Source organism: Klebsiella sp. CN_Kp113, assembly GCF_040064585.1.
Taxonomy (GTDB): Bacteria; Pseudomonadota; Gammaproteobacteria; order Enterobacterales; family Enterobacteriaceae; genus Klebsiella; species Klebsiella michiganensis.
This window is the reverse complement of sequence record NZ_JBEAID010000023.1, coordinates 197987-213081: the sequence shown is the minus strand read 5'-3', so window position 1 is coordinate 213081 and position 15095 is coordinate 197987. Positions and strand designations below refer to the sequence as shown.

14 protein-coding genes are annotated in these 15095 nt (G+C 57.3%); 5 read left to right on the top strand and 9 right to left on the bottom strand.

Translation table 11 applies throughout. The annotated features are described in order from the left end of the window. Nucleotides 1-23: 23 nt before the first annotated feature. The 6 genes from ABLV30_RS16120 to ABLV30_RS16095 all read right to left on the bottom strand — a co-directional run bounded on the left by ABLV30_RS16120 (nucleotide 24) and on the right by ABLV30_RS16095 (nucleotide 6157). On the bottom strand, nucleotides 24-1136 hold the full coding sequence (locus ABLV30_RS16120) for a M20 family metallopeptidase (protein ID WP_348865626.1): 1113 nt from the start codon (nucleotides 1134-1136) through the stop codon (nucleotides 24-26). Continuing rightward, a complete protein-coding gene (locus ABLV30_RS16115; protein WP_014838512.1) occupies nucleotides 1136-1891 on the bottom strand; it encodes a glutamine amidotransferase in 756 nt (251 codons plus the stop codon). Before ABLV30_RS16115 ends, ABLV30_RS16120 begins: the two co-directional genes overlap by 1 nt. Nucleotides 1892-1904: 13 nt before the next feature. Further along, nucleotides 1905-2984, bottom strand: a complete 1080-nt coding sequence (locus tag ABLV30_RS16110; RefSeq protein ID WP_014229400.1) for a phosphotriesterase-related protein — start codon at nucleotides 2982-2984, stop codon at nucleotides 1905-1907. Nucleotides 2985-2987: 3 nt separating this feature from the next. Continuing rightward, complete coding sequence (locus ABLV30_RS16105) at nucleotides 2988-3989, bottom strand: ABC transporter permease (protein WP_014229399.1); 1002 nt, start codon at nucleotides 3987-3989, stop codon at nucleotides 2988-2990. Between the two features lie 18 nt (nucleotides 3990-4007). Further along, nucleotides 4008-4754, bottom strand: coding sequence for an ATP-binding cassette domain-containing protein (locus ABLV30_RS16100; protein ID WP_025106325.1), 747 nt, complete (start codon nucleotides 4752-4754; stop codon nucleotides 4008-4010). 380 nt (nucleotides 4755-5134) lie between these two features. Beyond that, nucleotides 5135-6157, bottom strand: coding sequence for a LacI family DNA-binding transcriptional regulator (locus tag ABLV30_RS16095; protein ID WP_038424520.1), 1023 nt, complete (start codon nucleotides 6155-6157; stop codon nucleotides 5135-5137). A gap of 344 nt (nucleotides 6158-6501) precedes the next feature. Between ABLV30_RS16095 and ABLV30_RS16090 the strand changes: the two genes are divergently transcribed. After that, nucleotides 6502-7455 carry a substrate-binding domain-containing protein gene (locus tag ABLV30_RS16090; protein WP_048262825.1) on the top strand — a complete coding sequence of 318 codons (954 nt, stop codon included), beginning with the start codon at nucleotides 6502-6504 and terminating at the stop codon, nucleotides 7453-7455. A gap of 1 nt (nucleotide 7456) precedes the next feature. Here ABLV30_RS16090 and ABLV30_RS16085 read toward each other — a convergent pair whose 3' ends face one another. Beyond that, nucleotides 7457-8329 carry a PfkB family carbohydrate kinase gene (locus ABLV30_RS16085; protein WP_064374677.1) on the bottom strand — a complete coding sequence of 291 codons (873 nt, stop codon included), beginning with the start codon at nucleotides 8327-8329 and terminating at the stop codon, nucleotides 7457-7459. 26 nt (nucleotides 8330-8355) lie between these two features. Between ABLV30_RS16085 and ABLV30_RS16080 the strand changes: the two genes are divergently transcribed. The 4 genes from ABLV30_RS16080 to lysM all read left to right on the top strand — a co-directional run bounded on the left by ABLV30_RS16080 (nucleotide 8356) and on the right by lysM (nucleotide 11198). Next, nucleotides 8356-9201 carry a BtpA/SgcQ family protein gene (locus tag ABLV30_RS16080; RefSeq protein ID WP_004850952.1) on the top strand — a complete coding sequence of 282 codons (846 nt, stop codon included), beginning with the start codon at nucleotides 8356-8358 and terminating at the stop codon, nucleotides 9199-9201. Then, nucleotides 9201-9845, top strand: a complete 645-nt coding sequence (locus ABLV30_RS16075) for a TenA family protein (RefSeq protein WP_265799962.1) — start codon at nucleotides 9201-9203, stop codon at nucleotides 9843-9845. Before ABLV30_RS16080 ends, ABLV30_RS16075 begins: the two co-directional genes overlap by 1 nt. 97 nt (nucleotides 9846-9942) lie before the next feature. Continuing rightward, nucleotides 9943-10503 (top strand): nucleotidyltransferase family protein, encoded by a 561-nt coding sequence (locus tag ABLV30_RS16070; RefSeq protein WP_048262816.1) that lies wholly within the window; start codon nucleotides 9943-9945, stop codon nucleotides 10501-10503. Between the two features lie 245 nt (nucleotides 10504-10748). After that, on the top strand, nucleotides 10749-11198 hold the full coding sequence (gene lysM / locus ABLV30_RS16065; RefSeq protein ID WP_004850940.1) for a peptidoglycan-binding protein LysM: 450 nt from the start codon (nucleotides 10749-10751) through the stop codon (nucleotides 11196-11198). Nucleotides 11199-11366: 168 nt separating this feature from the next. On the opposite strand, the gene fyuA is transcribed toward lysM, so the two are convergent. After that, nucleotides 11367-13388, bottom strand: a complete 2022-nt coding sequence (gene fyuA, locus ABLV30_RS16060; RefSeq protein WP_348865625.1) for a siderophore yersiniabactin receptor FyuA — start codon at nucleotides 13386-13388, stop codon at nucleotides 11367-11369. Between the two features lie 129 nt (nucleotides 13389-13517). Further along, entirely contained in the window at nucleotides 13518-15095 is a 1578-nt protein-coding gene (gene ybtE, locus ABLV30_RS16055) for a yersiniabactin biosynthesis salycil-AMP ligase YbtE (RefSeq protein WP_265799957.1), read from the bottom strand.

Below are 15095 nucleotides of genomic sequence, written 5' to 3'. Positions count from 1 at the left end.
TTCTTTGCCTTCGCCGCGGGCGGCTACGCCATCCAGCCGCGGATAATGTCTCCGTATAGCTGCTCAGCCTCCTCCAGCCGGCTGAGCAGGCAGTACTCGTCGGTTTGATGGGCCATAGACGGCTCGCCGGGACCGAGAATAATACAGGGTGGATCGCCCAACGCAGGCAGCAGCAGCGAGGCGTCGGTAAAATAGGGCACCACGCGCGGTTCAATCGGCTTAGCGTGCAGCGGCTGGCAGCGCTGATAAACCTGTTTAATCCACGCATGATCCTCCCGGCTCAGTACGGCGGGCAGGTCGACCAGCGTGGATACCGTGACGCTTTCGCCAAGCAGCGTGGTCAAGCGCTGCCGGATAGTGGCGTGCTGTAAATTGGGCGCGCTGCGGATATCGACATCAAAACGCGTGCGGTCCGGCACGGAATTAATATTGAGTCCGCCTTCGATACGTCCGACGTTGAGGGTAGGCTGCTTCATCAGCGGGTGCGCCGCGCCAGGGGAAAAATGCTGAATCTTACCCAGCGCATCCGCCGCAAGATAGATAGCATTTATCCCCAGCTCCGGCATCGCACCGTGGGCGGTTTTTCCCCGCGTTTCGCAGCGTAGCCAGAGCGCGCCTTTATGGCCGATCGCCGGATAGTTGGCGGTGGGCTCACCGACGATCAGCGCGCCCACGTCCGGCAACGTCGCGGAGGCGATCAGCGCCCGTGCGCCGTCGCAGCCGGTCTCTTCTCCGCCGGTAATCAGCAATACCGCGCCGCGTCCGGCGAGGATCGTTTCCCGCTGATGAACGCAGGCGACGGCAAACGCCGCTATCGCCGCTTTCATATCGCTGGACCCGCGGCCATAAAGACGCCCGTCTTCTATCTGCGAGCCGAAAGGATCGTACTGCCACCGGGCATTTCCCAGCGGCACGGTATCCAGATGACCGGTAAAGGCCAGCGGTTTACCGGTCTTCGCCCCGTGCAGCCTGGCGATAAGATTGCAGCGTCCCTCGCCGAACGACGACAGCGAAACCGCAAAACCGCGATCGTTAAGCCAGTCGGCGAAGAACCGCATGCAGTCTGCTTCGCTGCCCGGCGGGTTGATGGTGTTAAAGCCCAGCAGCTGCCGGGCGAGCTCAAGGGTGGCGGCCATCAGCGACGTTCCGTCAGCCAGTCAAGGCAGTTAATCCACAGCTGGCGATAGCCGGGCCATTGAGCAAATTCTTCCGGCAGCCAGTGTGCCGACATATCGCTGGTCCACACCAGCGAGCGACCCTGTTGATACTCGCGAATGGCCAGCAGCGGATGACCGGTACCGGCGACCGTCGCCAGCAGTTTGCCTTCCGGATGCATTTCTACTTCGTTATAGCCCAGCAGCCACGGCCATTCGCCCGGAATATCATTGAACAGGGCGTGGGATTCCGTCACTTCGGCATAGCAACCCTCCGGGGTTTCAATGCGATCGTCCCACGCCAGACAGCGGACCGGCAGAACTTTCTCCACCGCGGTATGGCGATAGCGCGCGCCGCCGTTAATCCCCTGGAAGCTGTAATAGCCGCCAATCATCATCAGCGAGCCGCCGCCGGCCACGTAGTCATGCAGCAGCGTCAGACGGTTGGCGGTTCGGCGGCTTTTCAGCCAGGTGTCCGGATGCAGCAGCAGCGTATTGGCGCCAATATCCGAAAGAATAATCGCATCCCACTGCTGCAGCGCTTCCAGCGTCAGCGGAAAGTCTGTCGCCGCCGCGTGGGCGGGCATATAGGTAATGGCGTAGGCACTGTCCGCGAGCGCGGCCAGAAAATCCGTTGCGCCGGTGTGCCAGGTGGCGGTGGCAAACTGGTCGAAGCCTTTAACGTGCGTTGAGGTGCTGGTCCAGGATTCACCGACCAGTAAGATTTTTTTCTGCATTATGACTTTCCTTTTATCCGCCAAAGACCCGTTGGGGATTTCCAATCATCAAGGTTTCAAGCTGTTCGCCGCTGACGCCGTGGCGCCGCAGGCGGGGAACAAAATGCTTGAGTATGTAGCCGTAACCGTGGCCGCCGTAGCGGGTGAGCATGGTTTTCAGGAAGACGTCCTGCGACAGCAGTATTTGCTGGATATAGCCGTCGTCAATCAGTTCGCGAATCGCGCGGGCGTTCTCCTCGTCGGAGGGCGACTGCGCCGACTCGTCGGCGTAGTAATAGCTCATGCCGATCATGTCGTATTCGAGAAACGCCCCGCGCTGCGCCAGCTCCCGCTGGTAGCGCTTATCGGCAAAGCTGGGATTCATATGGCACAGAACGGTATGGCGTAAATCGGCGCCTTCCTGTTCGAGAATATCCAGCACCCGATGGCCCAGCCGCTCCCAGCCGGGCAGATGGACCTCGATCGGCACGCCGGTCGCGGCGCTGGCCCGGCCCGCAGCGCGCAGCGATTTCTCCTCATCCGGCGTAAAGCGGCTCGAGATCCCGATTTCGCCGATGAGCCCGGCGAGCACCTCCGGTTTCTCCTCCGCGCCGCCCAGATCGTAAATCAGCCGTTCGGTCAGCTGTTCGACGCTGCTGGTTCTTACCCACTCGGGGTGCGAAGGTTCCAGATAGAGGCCGGTGCCCATAATAATGTTCAGACCGGTCAGACGGGCGATGCGCGCCAGCGCTTTGGGATCGCGGCCGATACCGATATTGGTCGGGTCGACTACCGTTTCTCCGCCAAGGGCGCGATATTTCGTCAGCTCTTCAATCGCGACGTCGACGTCAAACAGCTGGCAGTTATCGCGACTCATTAGCGGGTTCAGCGACAGTTCGCCGAGGTTTTCCATTTTCACCGGCATTTCGGCAAGATGGCGATCGCTACAGCAGCAGGGCGGTACCCATTTGCCGGAGGCATCCAGCAGAATATGCTCATGCATCAGGGTAACCCCCATTTCGCTAATCGGCAGCGGGCCAAGCACCGTCATCACGTAACCGCTGCTGACGCCAAGCGGCAGCGGAGTGGGGTGGCGAAAAATTGATCCTTTCATCAGCTATCCTTTTGCCGCGGAGCGCGTGGGGTTGAGAATGCGGGTGTTCAGCCAGATCGCCAGCAGGATAATGGTGCCGGTGGCTATCTGGGTGTAAAACGGAGAAATATGCGACAGGATCAGCCCGTTCTGAATGACCGCAATCGACAGCGCGCCCAGCAGCGTACCGATAATGGTACCGAAGCCGCCAAACAGGCTGGTACTGCCAAGCACAACGGCAGCAATAACCTGCAGTTCAAAGCCTTCGCCCTGGTTGGAGGAGCCGCTGCCGAGGCGCGCGGTAATGATCATCCCCGCCAGCGCGGCGGCCATCCCGCTGATGATATAGACCTTCATGGTGACCGCTTTGGTATTAATGCCGCTGCGTCGCGCGCCTTCGGCGTTAGCGCCGATAGCGGTCACGTAGCGGCCAAAGCGCATATGATTGAGAACAATATGCCCGATAACCAGAATCATAATGCCGATCAGCGCGGGCATGGGGATACCGACTACCCACGCGCGTCCTATAAAGGTAAACAGGCTGTCAGCCGGAACCGGAATCGAGTAGCCCTGGGTGACCAGCAGCGCGATGCCGCGAACCACGGCCAGGGTGGCGAGCGTGACGATAAACGCCGGAATGCCTTCATAGGCGATAAAGAAGCCGTTGATGGCGCCCACCAATCCGCCGAGCAGCAGGCCGCCGAGCAGAACCACCGGCCACGGCAGCCCCCAGTTATTCAGGGCGATAGCGGAAAGCGCGCCGACCAGCGCGAGGGTGGAGCCCACCGACAGATCGATACCGCCGGTGGTAATGACCAGGGTCATCGCCGTCGCGACAATCAGCAGCGGGGCGCTCTGACGGATGATGTTGAGCCAGTTGGTGCCGGTGAGAAAGTTGCTGGTGATCAGCGAAAACACCACGCAGCAGAAGACGAAAAAGAGCGCGATGCTGACCACGCCGGAGTGGTTATGCAGCAGGCGGCGCGGCAGCGAATGCTGGATCATGCGGGAGCTGCTTAAGTTCATGATACTCATCCTGTTACCTCAATGTGCAGCCGCAGAGCGGGCGGTGAATTTTTCGCCCACAATCAGGTTAACGATATCGCTCAGGCTGGTGTCGGCCACCCGTCTGTCGGCGACGTTGGTACCTTCATACATCACCATGATTCGGTCACAGACCAGGAACAGGTCCTGCAGGCGGTGGGTAATCAGAATCACGCTCACCCCGCGAGCGGAAACGCGGCGAATAAGCTCCAGCACCGCTTCGACTTCCGCGACGGCCAGCGCGGCGGTGGGTTCATCCATAATCAGCACCTTCGGGTCAAAGGCCGCCGCGCGGGCGATGGCAATGGCCTGGCGCTGGCCGCCGGAGAGATTTCGCACCAGCAGCCGGGTATCGGGAATGGAGATCCCGAGCCCTTTTAGCATCTCCCTGGCATCGGCGTGCATTCTCGCCTCATCGAGGAAGGGGATACCGAGGCGTGATTTCATCGGCTCGCGGCCCATAAACAGATTGCCCGCGACGTCGACCGTGTCGCAGAGCGACAGATCCTGATACACCATCTCGATATGGCAGCGGCGCGAATCGGCCGGATTCGTAAAATGCTGCTGTTCACCGTCGATACGAATCGTGCCGCTGGAGGGGATCACCGCGCCAGAGAGCACTTTGGTCAGGGTCGATTTCCCCGCGCCGTTATCGCCCACTAAGCCCAGCACCTCGCCCGGAGCCAGCTCAAGGTTGACTCCTCGCAATGAACGTATCGACCCGTAGGTCTTGGTGATATTGATCATCTCCACCCTTGGCGGGGTAGTTTGTGGCTGCTGCATCTGATAACTCCCATCGCTGTTGCCGGGAAAATGTTCGCCATCCTGCGGGAGAGATGCTATCCGACACGGTTTACATGCTAGTAAACCGGTTTACCTGCGGAATAGAGCACTCGCCAGCACAGTCAGGACAAACGCTATGTAAGATATTTGTTCGCCAGTAAGAACATTGCAGCATCCATGCCAGGGCAGGAACAACACAGCAGCCCTGTGATTTAACCTTATGTAATAAATAGAGTTTATTCATTACGCTCCGGTAAACCGGTTTACTGATTATAGTGAATAAAATGTTAATTGATCGTTTTTTGCGCCAAAAGCGGGCGCTTTTGCGCCATTTTGGGACGTGCTTAACAGATCTTGATCGAGTCGCGGCCAATCCACTCTACCGGCAGGCGGGTTTCCGCCGGGATGTCCCGATCGTCGTTCAGCAGACGCATCATGATGTTCACCGCGGTGCGGCCCAGTTCCCGGGCGGGCTGGCGGATAGTGGAAATCCGCGGCTGGGTAAAATCGGCATAGTTGGCGTCATCGAAGCCGACTAACGATAGCGCCTCCGGCGCCTGGAGCCCGCTGGCGCGCAGACCGTCGAGCAGGCCGAGCACCAGATAGTCGCTGGCGGCGAAGACGGCGGTCGGGCGAACCGGCTGGCTGAACAGGGTCCGCAGCGCCTGCTGGCCAAACTCGCGCTGGTAGTCACCGTACATGACCCATTCGGGCGGCCAGCTCAGGCCGGCCTGCTCCATCGCGGTGCAGAAGCCCTGATAGCGCTCGCGTACGCTCATCAGCTTGTCCGGGCCGCCGACGAAAGCGATATGGCGATGCCCGGCGGCGATCAGCTTTTCGGTGGCGATCCGCCCGCCCTGGACGTTATCGGCAAACACTTTCGGCACCTTACTGCCGGGAATATCTTCATCCAGCAGGACAATGCGTTCGTGACGCTGGACTTCTTTGCGCAGCAGGCCGTTATCGGGGCGGTTGGTGGTGAACAGCAGGCCGTCGACCTGGCAGGTATCCAGCCAGCGGATAAACTGGCACTCTTTTTCCGGGTTGTTGCGGGTGATACACAGTACCAGGCTGTAACCGCTGGCAGAAGCGGCCTCTTCGGCGGCATCGGCCAGTTCGGCAAAGAAGGGGTTGGTAATATCGGGGAGCACCAGGCCGAGCGTTTCGCTGCCGCCTTTGCTAAGACGGCGTGCCAGGCTATTGCCGCGATAGTCCAGTTCGCGAATGGCGGTTTCGATGCGATCGATGGTGTCCTGCGGTAGCACAATACTGTTGTTCATATAGCGCGACAGGGTTGCCTTCGACAGCCCCGCCAGCTTTGCCACATCGGATAACAATACGCGTTTTATACTCATTTCCTGCGCCATTTCTGCCAGAATCGGCTATCTGTAACATAGTTAAGCGCGGTGGATACAGCAATTTCTCTGCTAACAATAACCGGAAATAAATGCTTGACAAAATTTAATCTGCGGAGAATTGTATAGGCAGTTTACCGCATCATCCGGGAAGTCATTCCCAAACCCGTTTAACTCATTCCAGTCGCGCACCGACACGGACCGGTTGCCGGAATGAAATTAAGCAGGTATCCGCCGAACGGTCGATGATTGTTCTGGCCATATAGACGATATTTGCCCGCCAAAAAATAATCCTTCTGCGTTCGCATGCGGCGCGGAACTCTGCTGGCTATCAACTATTCCCGACGAGGATACTGATGATGTTATTTCACACCGGAAAACTGCGTTTACTTGCTGTTGCCACCACGATGCTGGCATCAATGAGTTTTATTTCTGCCGCCGGCGCCGCCGGTCCGACTTATGCGCTGGTACAAATCAATCAGCAGGCCCTGTTCTTTAATCTGATGAATAAAGGCGCGCAGGATGCGGCCAAAGCCAGCGGCAAGGATCTAGTTATTTTTAACTCTAACGATAATCCCGTGGCGCAAAACGACGCGATAGAAAACTATATTCAGCAAGGCGTTAAAGGCATTCTGGTTGCCGCTATCGACGTTAACGGAATTATGCCCGCGGTAAAAGAAGCGGCCGCCGCTAACATTCCAGTGATTGCGATTGATGCCGTATTACCGGCCGGGCCGCAGGCGGCTCAGGTTGGCGTTGATAATATCGAAGGTGGCAGAATTATTGGTCAATACTTCGTGGACTACGTGCAGAAAGAGATGGGCGGCCAGGCGCGGCTGGGTATTGTCGGCGCGCTGAACTCGGCCATTCAGAACCAGCGGCAGAAAGGGTTTGAAGAGACGCTGAAAAGCAATCCGAAAATTACCATCGCTAACGTCGTCGACGGCCAGAACGTACAGGATAAAGCAATGACCGCAGCGGAGAACCTGATTACCGGCAACCCCGATCTGACGGCGATCTATGCCACTGGCGAACCCGCTCTGCTGGGTGCTATCGCCGCCGTGGAAAACCAGGGGCGCCAGAAAGATATTAAAGTCTTTGGCTGGGATCTGACGGCGAAGGCGATTTCCGGTATTGACGGCGGCTACGTCACCGCCGTTCTGCAGCAGGACCCGGAAAAGATGGGGGCTGAAGCCCTGAATGCGCTGAACGCTATCACCTCAGGTAAAACCGTGCCGAAAACCATTCTGGTTCCGGCCACGGTGGTAACCAAAGCGAACGTCGATACCTATCGTTCGCTGTTCAAGTAGGTCAGCGCGCGCCGTTCACGGCTAACAGAGCGGTGAGTTCGTGGCCGTCGGGAAACGCGCTGAGCGTCCCCCGACGGCTAACGGTAATGGCGGCAGCGCGGCTGGCGTGCGCCAGCGCCAGCGCATCCGGCTCGACGCCGCGCAGGATCGCGGACGCCAGCATCACCGCGAGGAACGTGTCGCCAGCGCCGGTGGTGTCTAGCGCCTCTGCGGGGACGGCGGGGCAAAACTGGCGCTGACCCGCCTGAACCAGCCAGGCGCCTGCCGCGCCCTGGGTTACCACTAAGGTTTTCACGCCGTAAGGCTTAAGCTGCTCGGCCTCGGATTCATTGACCACCGCGATGTCGATGAGCGGCCACAGATGGCAAAAGTCAGGATTGACAGGCGAGGGGTTGAATACCGTTGTCATACCGCGGGCTTTGGCGTACTGGAATAGCGCCCGGGTTTTATCCAGGGAGAAATTGCCCTGCTGTAGCAGAATATCGCCCGCGGCGGCCTCCGCCATATGCGGAATAATATCATCAAGGTTGAACGTATCGGCTGCGGCCGTCGTGGTAATGATGGCATTGTCGCCATCAGCGCTATTTAAAATAATCGAGGTGTCGCTATGTTGATTGAAATGGCCGTCGGGTAGTAGCGTCAGTGGTTCATTTTTTATCTGCTGACGGATCCACTCGCCGTTGCTGTCATTTCCCGTGGCGGCAATTAATCGTGTGTCGATTCCGCAGCGGGATAATATAATCGCCTGATTCGCGCCTTTACCGCCGATATCCTGCGAAACTTTAATGCCGTGAATGGACGCGCCTTTTTTCGGTATATCCGGAATGGACCAGGTTTCATCTACGGTAATATTACCAGTAACGTAAACACGCATAGTGTTCCCTTAACAGGATGGATAAGATGGTTGCTATCTCAGCAGAAAAAACGAATGCAATACAAGCTATTTTTTCACGTAATAAAGTTGTTATTGGTGTTATTCATTGCGATCCTTTTCCCGGCACGCCGAAATATCGAGGGAAATCAGTCTCCGGTATTGTTGAACGTGCGCTTCGCGATGCCGAAAATTATATTTCGGGCGGCGTTCACGGCCTGATTATTGAAAACCATGGTGATATTCCTTTTTCCAAACCTGAGGATATCGGTCATGAAACCTCTGCGCTGATGGCGGTGATTACCGAGAAAGTTCGCGAGCGTTTTGGTGTGCCGCTGGGCATTAATGTCCTGGCGAACGCGGCGATCCCGGCGATGGCCATCGCCCTGGCGGGCGGGGCCGATTTCGTCCGCGTAAACCAGTGGGCCAACGCCTATATCGCCAACGAAGGATTTATTGAAGGGGCGGCCGCTAAGGCGCTGCGCTATCGCAGCATGCTGCGCGCTGAACATATTCGCGTCTTTGCCGATAGCCACGTCAAGCACGGTAGCCACGCCATCGTTGCCGATCGTTCGATTCAGGAGCTCACGCGCGACGTGGATTTCTTCGAGGCCGACGCGGTGATTGCGACCGGCCAGCGCACGGGCGATAGCGCAACGATGGAGGAAATTGACGAGATCCGCGCGGCGACGGAGCTACCGCTGCTGGTGGGCTCCGGGGTGACGCCCGCCAACGTGAGTCAGATCCTCGGTCGGACCCAGGGGGTCATTGTGGCCAGTACGATGAAGGTCGATGGCGTCTGGTGGAACGATGTTGAGCTGGCCCGGGTGAAGCATTTTATGTCGGTCGCTCAGGCCGCGCTGGAGGAAGCATAATGGAAGCGTTTAGCGAACGCCTGCTGCGCGAACATCAACCGGCGTGGCAGGCGATGCAGCAGCACCGTTTTGTGACTGATATCGAACAGGATCGTCTGCCGACAGCCGTCTTTAACCGCTATCTGGCGTTTGAGGGCAACTTTGTCGCGACGGCAATCGCGATTTTTGCTCTCGGGGTTAGCAAGGCGCCGGGTATTCATCAGCAGCGCTGGCTTATTGGCGTCCTGAATGCCCTGGTTGACACGCAGATTGCATGGTTTGAACAGGTGTTATCAGAACGGCGGATAACTCCCGCTGATTATCCGGACGATCTGCCCGGTGTGCAGCGCTTTCGCGACGGCATGCTGCGGACGGCCCGGCAGGGAAGCTATGAGCAGATCGTTACTCTGATGTTCGGTGCGGAGTGGATGTATTATTTCTGGTGCCGACGGGCGAGCGAACATCGCCAGAGCGATGCTGACGTGCGCCGCTGGGTGGAGATGCACGCGGAGGACGAATTTTATCAGCAGGCGCTCTGGCTGAAGAACGAACTCGACCGCTGCGCCATGGCGCTAAGTGAAAGCGAAAAGCAGGCGCTGTCGGCGCTTTACGGTGATGTGCTGCAGTGGGAAATTGATTTCCATCACGCTGCGTACGAGGAGTAGTCGTGCGCTAAACAAAGGGGGCGCCGAAGCGGCGCCCCCTGAACGTTGATACTATGATTGGACGCATACTCAGGTTAATCACCGTTTCAGGGAAATCATGAACTATCAGGATGAATTGCAGAGATTATTGTTAAACGACCCGATAAGAATGAACGCGCTGTACGCCGTTCAGGCGCTGGAACTCAGCGATGGCTGGATTGGCGCCGGCTTTGTCAGAGATGCGGTCTGGGATCATCTGCACGGCTACGGGCAAAGGCCAGTTTCGGGTGACGTGGATGTTGTATGGTTCGACGCGAAAAGCGGCAGCGCCGCCGACGATAGGGCACTGGAAGAGAGGCTGAGCCAGCAATCATCCGCCTTTAACTGGTCGGTGAAGAATCAGGCCAGAATGCATCAACGTAACGGTAATAAACCTTATCACTCCACGGAGAATGCGTTGCTGTACTGGCCTGAAACGGCGACGGCTATCGCGGTCAGAATGGGACGTTCAGGGCTTATTGAGGTTATTGCGCCCTACGGGCTGGACGATCTGTTTGCACTCCGTCTGCGGCCCACGCCGGTATTTGCGCAGCACAAGCTGGCTATTTTCAGCCAGCGCGTCGCGGAAAAACGCTGGCTGCTGCGCTATCCAGGCCTGCAGCTGATTGTCCCGACCTGAGCCGTTTTCGCCATCACTGCGGGTTAACGCCTGATTTTATGTCATGCCCACTGGGCAGAGTACCGATTTTCCTGCCGTATCCGGGCAAATATCCTGCACGTTGACGCTTATTGATTATACTTTGATGGCAGGTTGTGCTGCTTCAGGCGGTTGCCGCTCTGGGGTAACAGAACCGACATCCTGGAAATGGGCTTAACCGGTCTGATGAATATTTGATCGTGAAACAGTAATGGAGGTATGGAACGATGGGATTATTAAATTTTGTCAAAGAAGCGGGCGAGAAAATATGGGACGCCGTCTCCGGCGGCAGCAAGGAAGATAAGGCCGACAAGCTGAAAAAACATATTGATGGTCTTAATCTGCCCGGTGCCGAAAAGGTCAATATTGATGTTGCGGACGACGGCACCGCGACGGTTACCGGCGATGTCGGTTCGCAAGAAGATAAGGAAAAAATTCTGGTGGCGGTAGGTAACGTCACCGGCGTTGGTCAGGTTAATGACAGCGTGAAGGTGGCGCAAAGCGGGGCGGAAAGTCGTTATTATACGGTGAAATCCGGCGACACCCTGAGCGCCATCTCTAAAGCGATGTATGGCTCTGCTAATGACTACCAACGTATTTTTGAAGCCAACAAACCGATGCTGACGCATCCCGATAAAATCTATCCGGGCCAGGTGCTGATTATTCCGGCGAAGTAAGCGCTGAATTCCTTCGGCAGCAGCAGGCCGATGGAATTATCTTCAAGGCCGGCCAGTGACAATATAGGTTTTGTTGCTGGCTGGGGTTGTCCCAGGCGTTTTTCTGACGTCAACGAGTTAAATTCGGTGATGACAGGGATGCGATTATTGCATCCCTGTATCGTTGGATCAGAAGAAATCAATTCGCGTATTGATACCGACGGTGCGGCCCATATTAACCTGCGCGACGGCGCTGCTGCCGTTCATATATCCATAGGTACGGTAACGACGGTCGAACAGGTTATCGACATAGACGGAAATATTCATCCGTTCCGTCGCCTGCCAGCCAATGCTGCTGTCCAGGGTGGCGTAGGCGCCTTGCCGCAGCTGGTTGTCGCCATCGAAATAGTGCGGCCCCACCAGATTAACCGCCAGCCGGGGCATCAGTGCGCCATAGCGCGTATCAATCACGCCATTCACGCTGCTTCCCGCGCCGTAACGCGGTACGAACGGCACCCGGTTGCCGTGGTACAGCTCGCTGTCGTTGGTGAATTCGGAACGGATCATGTTGCCATTGATATCCCATGACCAGCCGGGGGCAAACCGCCATTTCGCTTCCAGCTCAACGCCGGTGGCGTCGGCTCTCCCCGCATTGCTTAAGGTCTGCATTCCGACCGGGCCAGAGTAGAGCTGCATATCTTTGGTGTGGGTATAAAAGGTGGCGGCTTGCAGCGTGACATCGGCGGTTTCGTAACGGGTGCCAATTTCATAGTTGATGGATTTTTCCGCGTTGAACGGTTTGGCATCAAGACCTGCGGTAGGCACGATATTGTATCCGGAAGGTTTATATCCCTGGGCTACGCGGGTATACACCCGCCAGTCGTCGGTCAGCAGATAGCCTGCGGAGAGTTGTCCGAGCACCCGGTCGTCATTGCTTTTACCCTGGTCGCCAAATGGGTTTCCCAGCATGCTGCCGTGATACTGCGTGCTGGCTTTATCATGCGAGAAACGCACGCCGCCGCCGATGTCAAAACGTTCGGTTAAATGCCAGGTCAGATCGCTGTAGGCGGCAAGGGTTTCAGCGGTGGTATAGCCGGTGCTGCTTAAATAGGGCATCGTCGGCATATCGTAGGAGGAATTTAGCTTTTCGCGGGTGTTCTGCCGGTACAACCCAAATACCATATCCACGGTACGCGTATCGCCGAGGGTGGCGGCGCGTAGCTCCTGCACATCCTGGTTCCAGCGCTGAGGCATATTGACGATCAACGAGCCGGAAGGGAAGGTCCGGGAATAATTCTGCTGCTGCCAGGCGCCGATCAGATTGAAAACCCAGTCATCGGTAGCGTATTTACCGCTTAGCGTCTGGCTGTCAGTACAGCGCCGTAGGTACGGGTCCGGTGAACCCTCGCCGAGAGACAGCGTACGGCTCTTGAGATCATTCCATGCCACGTAGGCATCCTGTGTAGCGCGAGTGCATTCGCGCGAGGCGGAAACCCCCATTTCCCAGGGCTGGTCGTCCGGCGCCAGACGCAGTTTCACATTCCCGATACTGGCGCGGGTACCGCCTAAATCATCGCTACCGGTCGAGGGGTTAATCATCTCGCCGTCATCAACCTGGCGTAAAAGGGTCACGCTGCCGTATAACAGGCCATCCTGAATCGGGCCGCTCAGGTTGAGTTTGCTTCGATAACTGTCACGACTGCTGACGCCGCCTTCAATATAGCCGCGCGGCGTGCTGTCCGGCTGCTGGGTGACGATGTTAATGATCCCGCCCTGGGCGCTTTTGCCATATAAGGTGCCCTGCGGTCCTCGCAGCAGCTCCACGCTTTGCACATCGGTCAGCGCCTGAATGGTGTTGGTCGAAAGCTGCGGGACGCCATCGACATACAGGGTAACGGCGGGGTTATAAAAGTCCTGGGCCGAAGAGATGCCGCGTAGGGAGATCGTTGAAAAAAGCATGTTGCCGCTATTTTCAATATTCAGCCCAGGCAACACTCTGGGGAGTTTGTCACTGGCGGTAACGCCCGCGTCGCTTAACTCCGTCGCGCTGATAACGGTAGAAGAGACATTATTGGCTGATGCCGAGCGGGAAGACTGTTTGCTGGCGGTGACCACCAACGTGCTTTCATCTTGCTGTGAGGTTTGGCTATGAGCAGCGGCCGGGAGTAAAAATCCCCCCAGAACCAGAGGATAAAACCGTGTCATTTTCATTGTTATGAATCCCTGAAAAACGGCGAGACGCCAAAATACCGATAATGGTGAATTGAAAATGATAACTATTTCTAATTGCACTGCTACCCGAAACGGGTTTATTTCCACCTGTTTCGGGTAGCGGGGCGCTTATTGGGCTGAATGGCGATAACACTCAATGGCGAGCGCCGTCAGGCGCTTTTTATCTACCTTGCCGACGGCGGTGAGCGGCCAGTGGGTCAGAAACTCAATTTGATCGGGAATCTTCCACGCGCTGATCCCCATTCGGACCAGCTTTTGACGCAGCTGTTGATAGTCAGAGGGAGTGCGTTGCGCGATGATAAACGCGCATATCCGCTCGCCAAGCAGCTTGTCCGGCGCGGCGACCACGGCGCAATCCTTTACGTCTTCCAGACGCATCAGCACCGATTCCACTTCCGCAGCGGCTATTTTCTCTCCGGCGCGGTTGATCTGCTCTTTTATACGCCCCTCAACGTACAGATTTCCCGCCTCATCGAGCCTGACATTGTCGCCCGTACGGTAAAATCCTTGCGCGGTAAAGGCCCGCGCATTGTGCTCGGGAGCGCGATAATAGCCCGTAATAGTATAAGGACCGCGCGTTAATAACTGTCCCGTTTCGCCGGGCGCAACGTCGTTCTCCTCTTCGTCAACGACGTGAATTTCATCCAGGGGAGACATAGGGCGCCCCTGGCTGTGGAGAACGGTGGCCATAGGATCGTCCAACCGGGTAAAGCAGAGCAAGCCTTCCGCCATACCGAATACCTGTTGCAGGGGACAATCAAACGTCGAGATAACCTGCTCAGCAAGCGTTGGGTCAAGCCGGGCGCCGCCCACCTGAATGACGCGTAGCGAAGAGAGATCGCTGTCTTCCCACTCTCTGGCCTGCACCCAGAGCTGCGCCAGCGCCGGTACCAGGGCGACGTGGGTCACGCCTTGTTCAGCGATTAAAGGCATCACCTCATCGCAGCTGGCGCTGTCGGTCAATACCACTTTTCCGCCGCAGGCAAGGGTTCCCAGAATACCGGGGCAGGCCAGCGGAAAGTTATGCGCCACGGGGAGGACGGCGAGATACACGCTCTGTGGCTTAAGGCCGCACAGTTCGGCGGAGGCGCTGAAGTTATAGCTATAGTCAGCGTGCCGTCGCGGGATAAGCTTTGGCGTCCCGGTGGTGCCGCCTGAGAGCAGCAGCAGCGCGGTGCCGGCAGCATCGGGCTGCGGCCACGCCTGCCGTTCGCCGCGCAGCGAGAAGAGCGGCGTAAAATCGTCGCCTTCGGTCTCACCTGCGACCAGAACTTGCCGCAGGCAGGCGTGTTTGCGCGCCATCTGGCGGGCCAGGTCCGCGTGGCTTTCTCCGTGAATCACATAAGCGGCCGGTTGCGCCAGCGCCATCAGCGCGTCAATATCCAGCGCCCGCTGCGATGGCATCGCCAGAACAGGGATAACGCCCAGTCTTAACAGCGCGAACAGCAGGATCACAAATGCGTTGCCGTTGGGGAGTTGGATAAGCACATGTTCTCCCGGACGCAAACCCAGCGAGTATAACCCTGCAGCAAGCTCATCGACCCGAAGATCGAGCGCGCTGTAGGTCAGCGAGCCTTTGGCATCAACGACAGCAATTCGCGAGGGATAGCGAGCCGCCCAGTGGCGCAGCTGTTCAGCAATGGGGAAGGGATACTGTTTTATCAGAGAATCAAAGGAAGAGTGCAT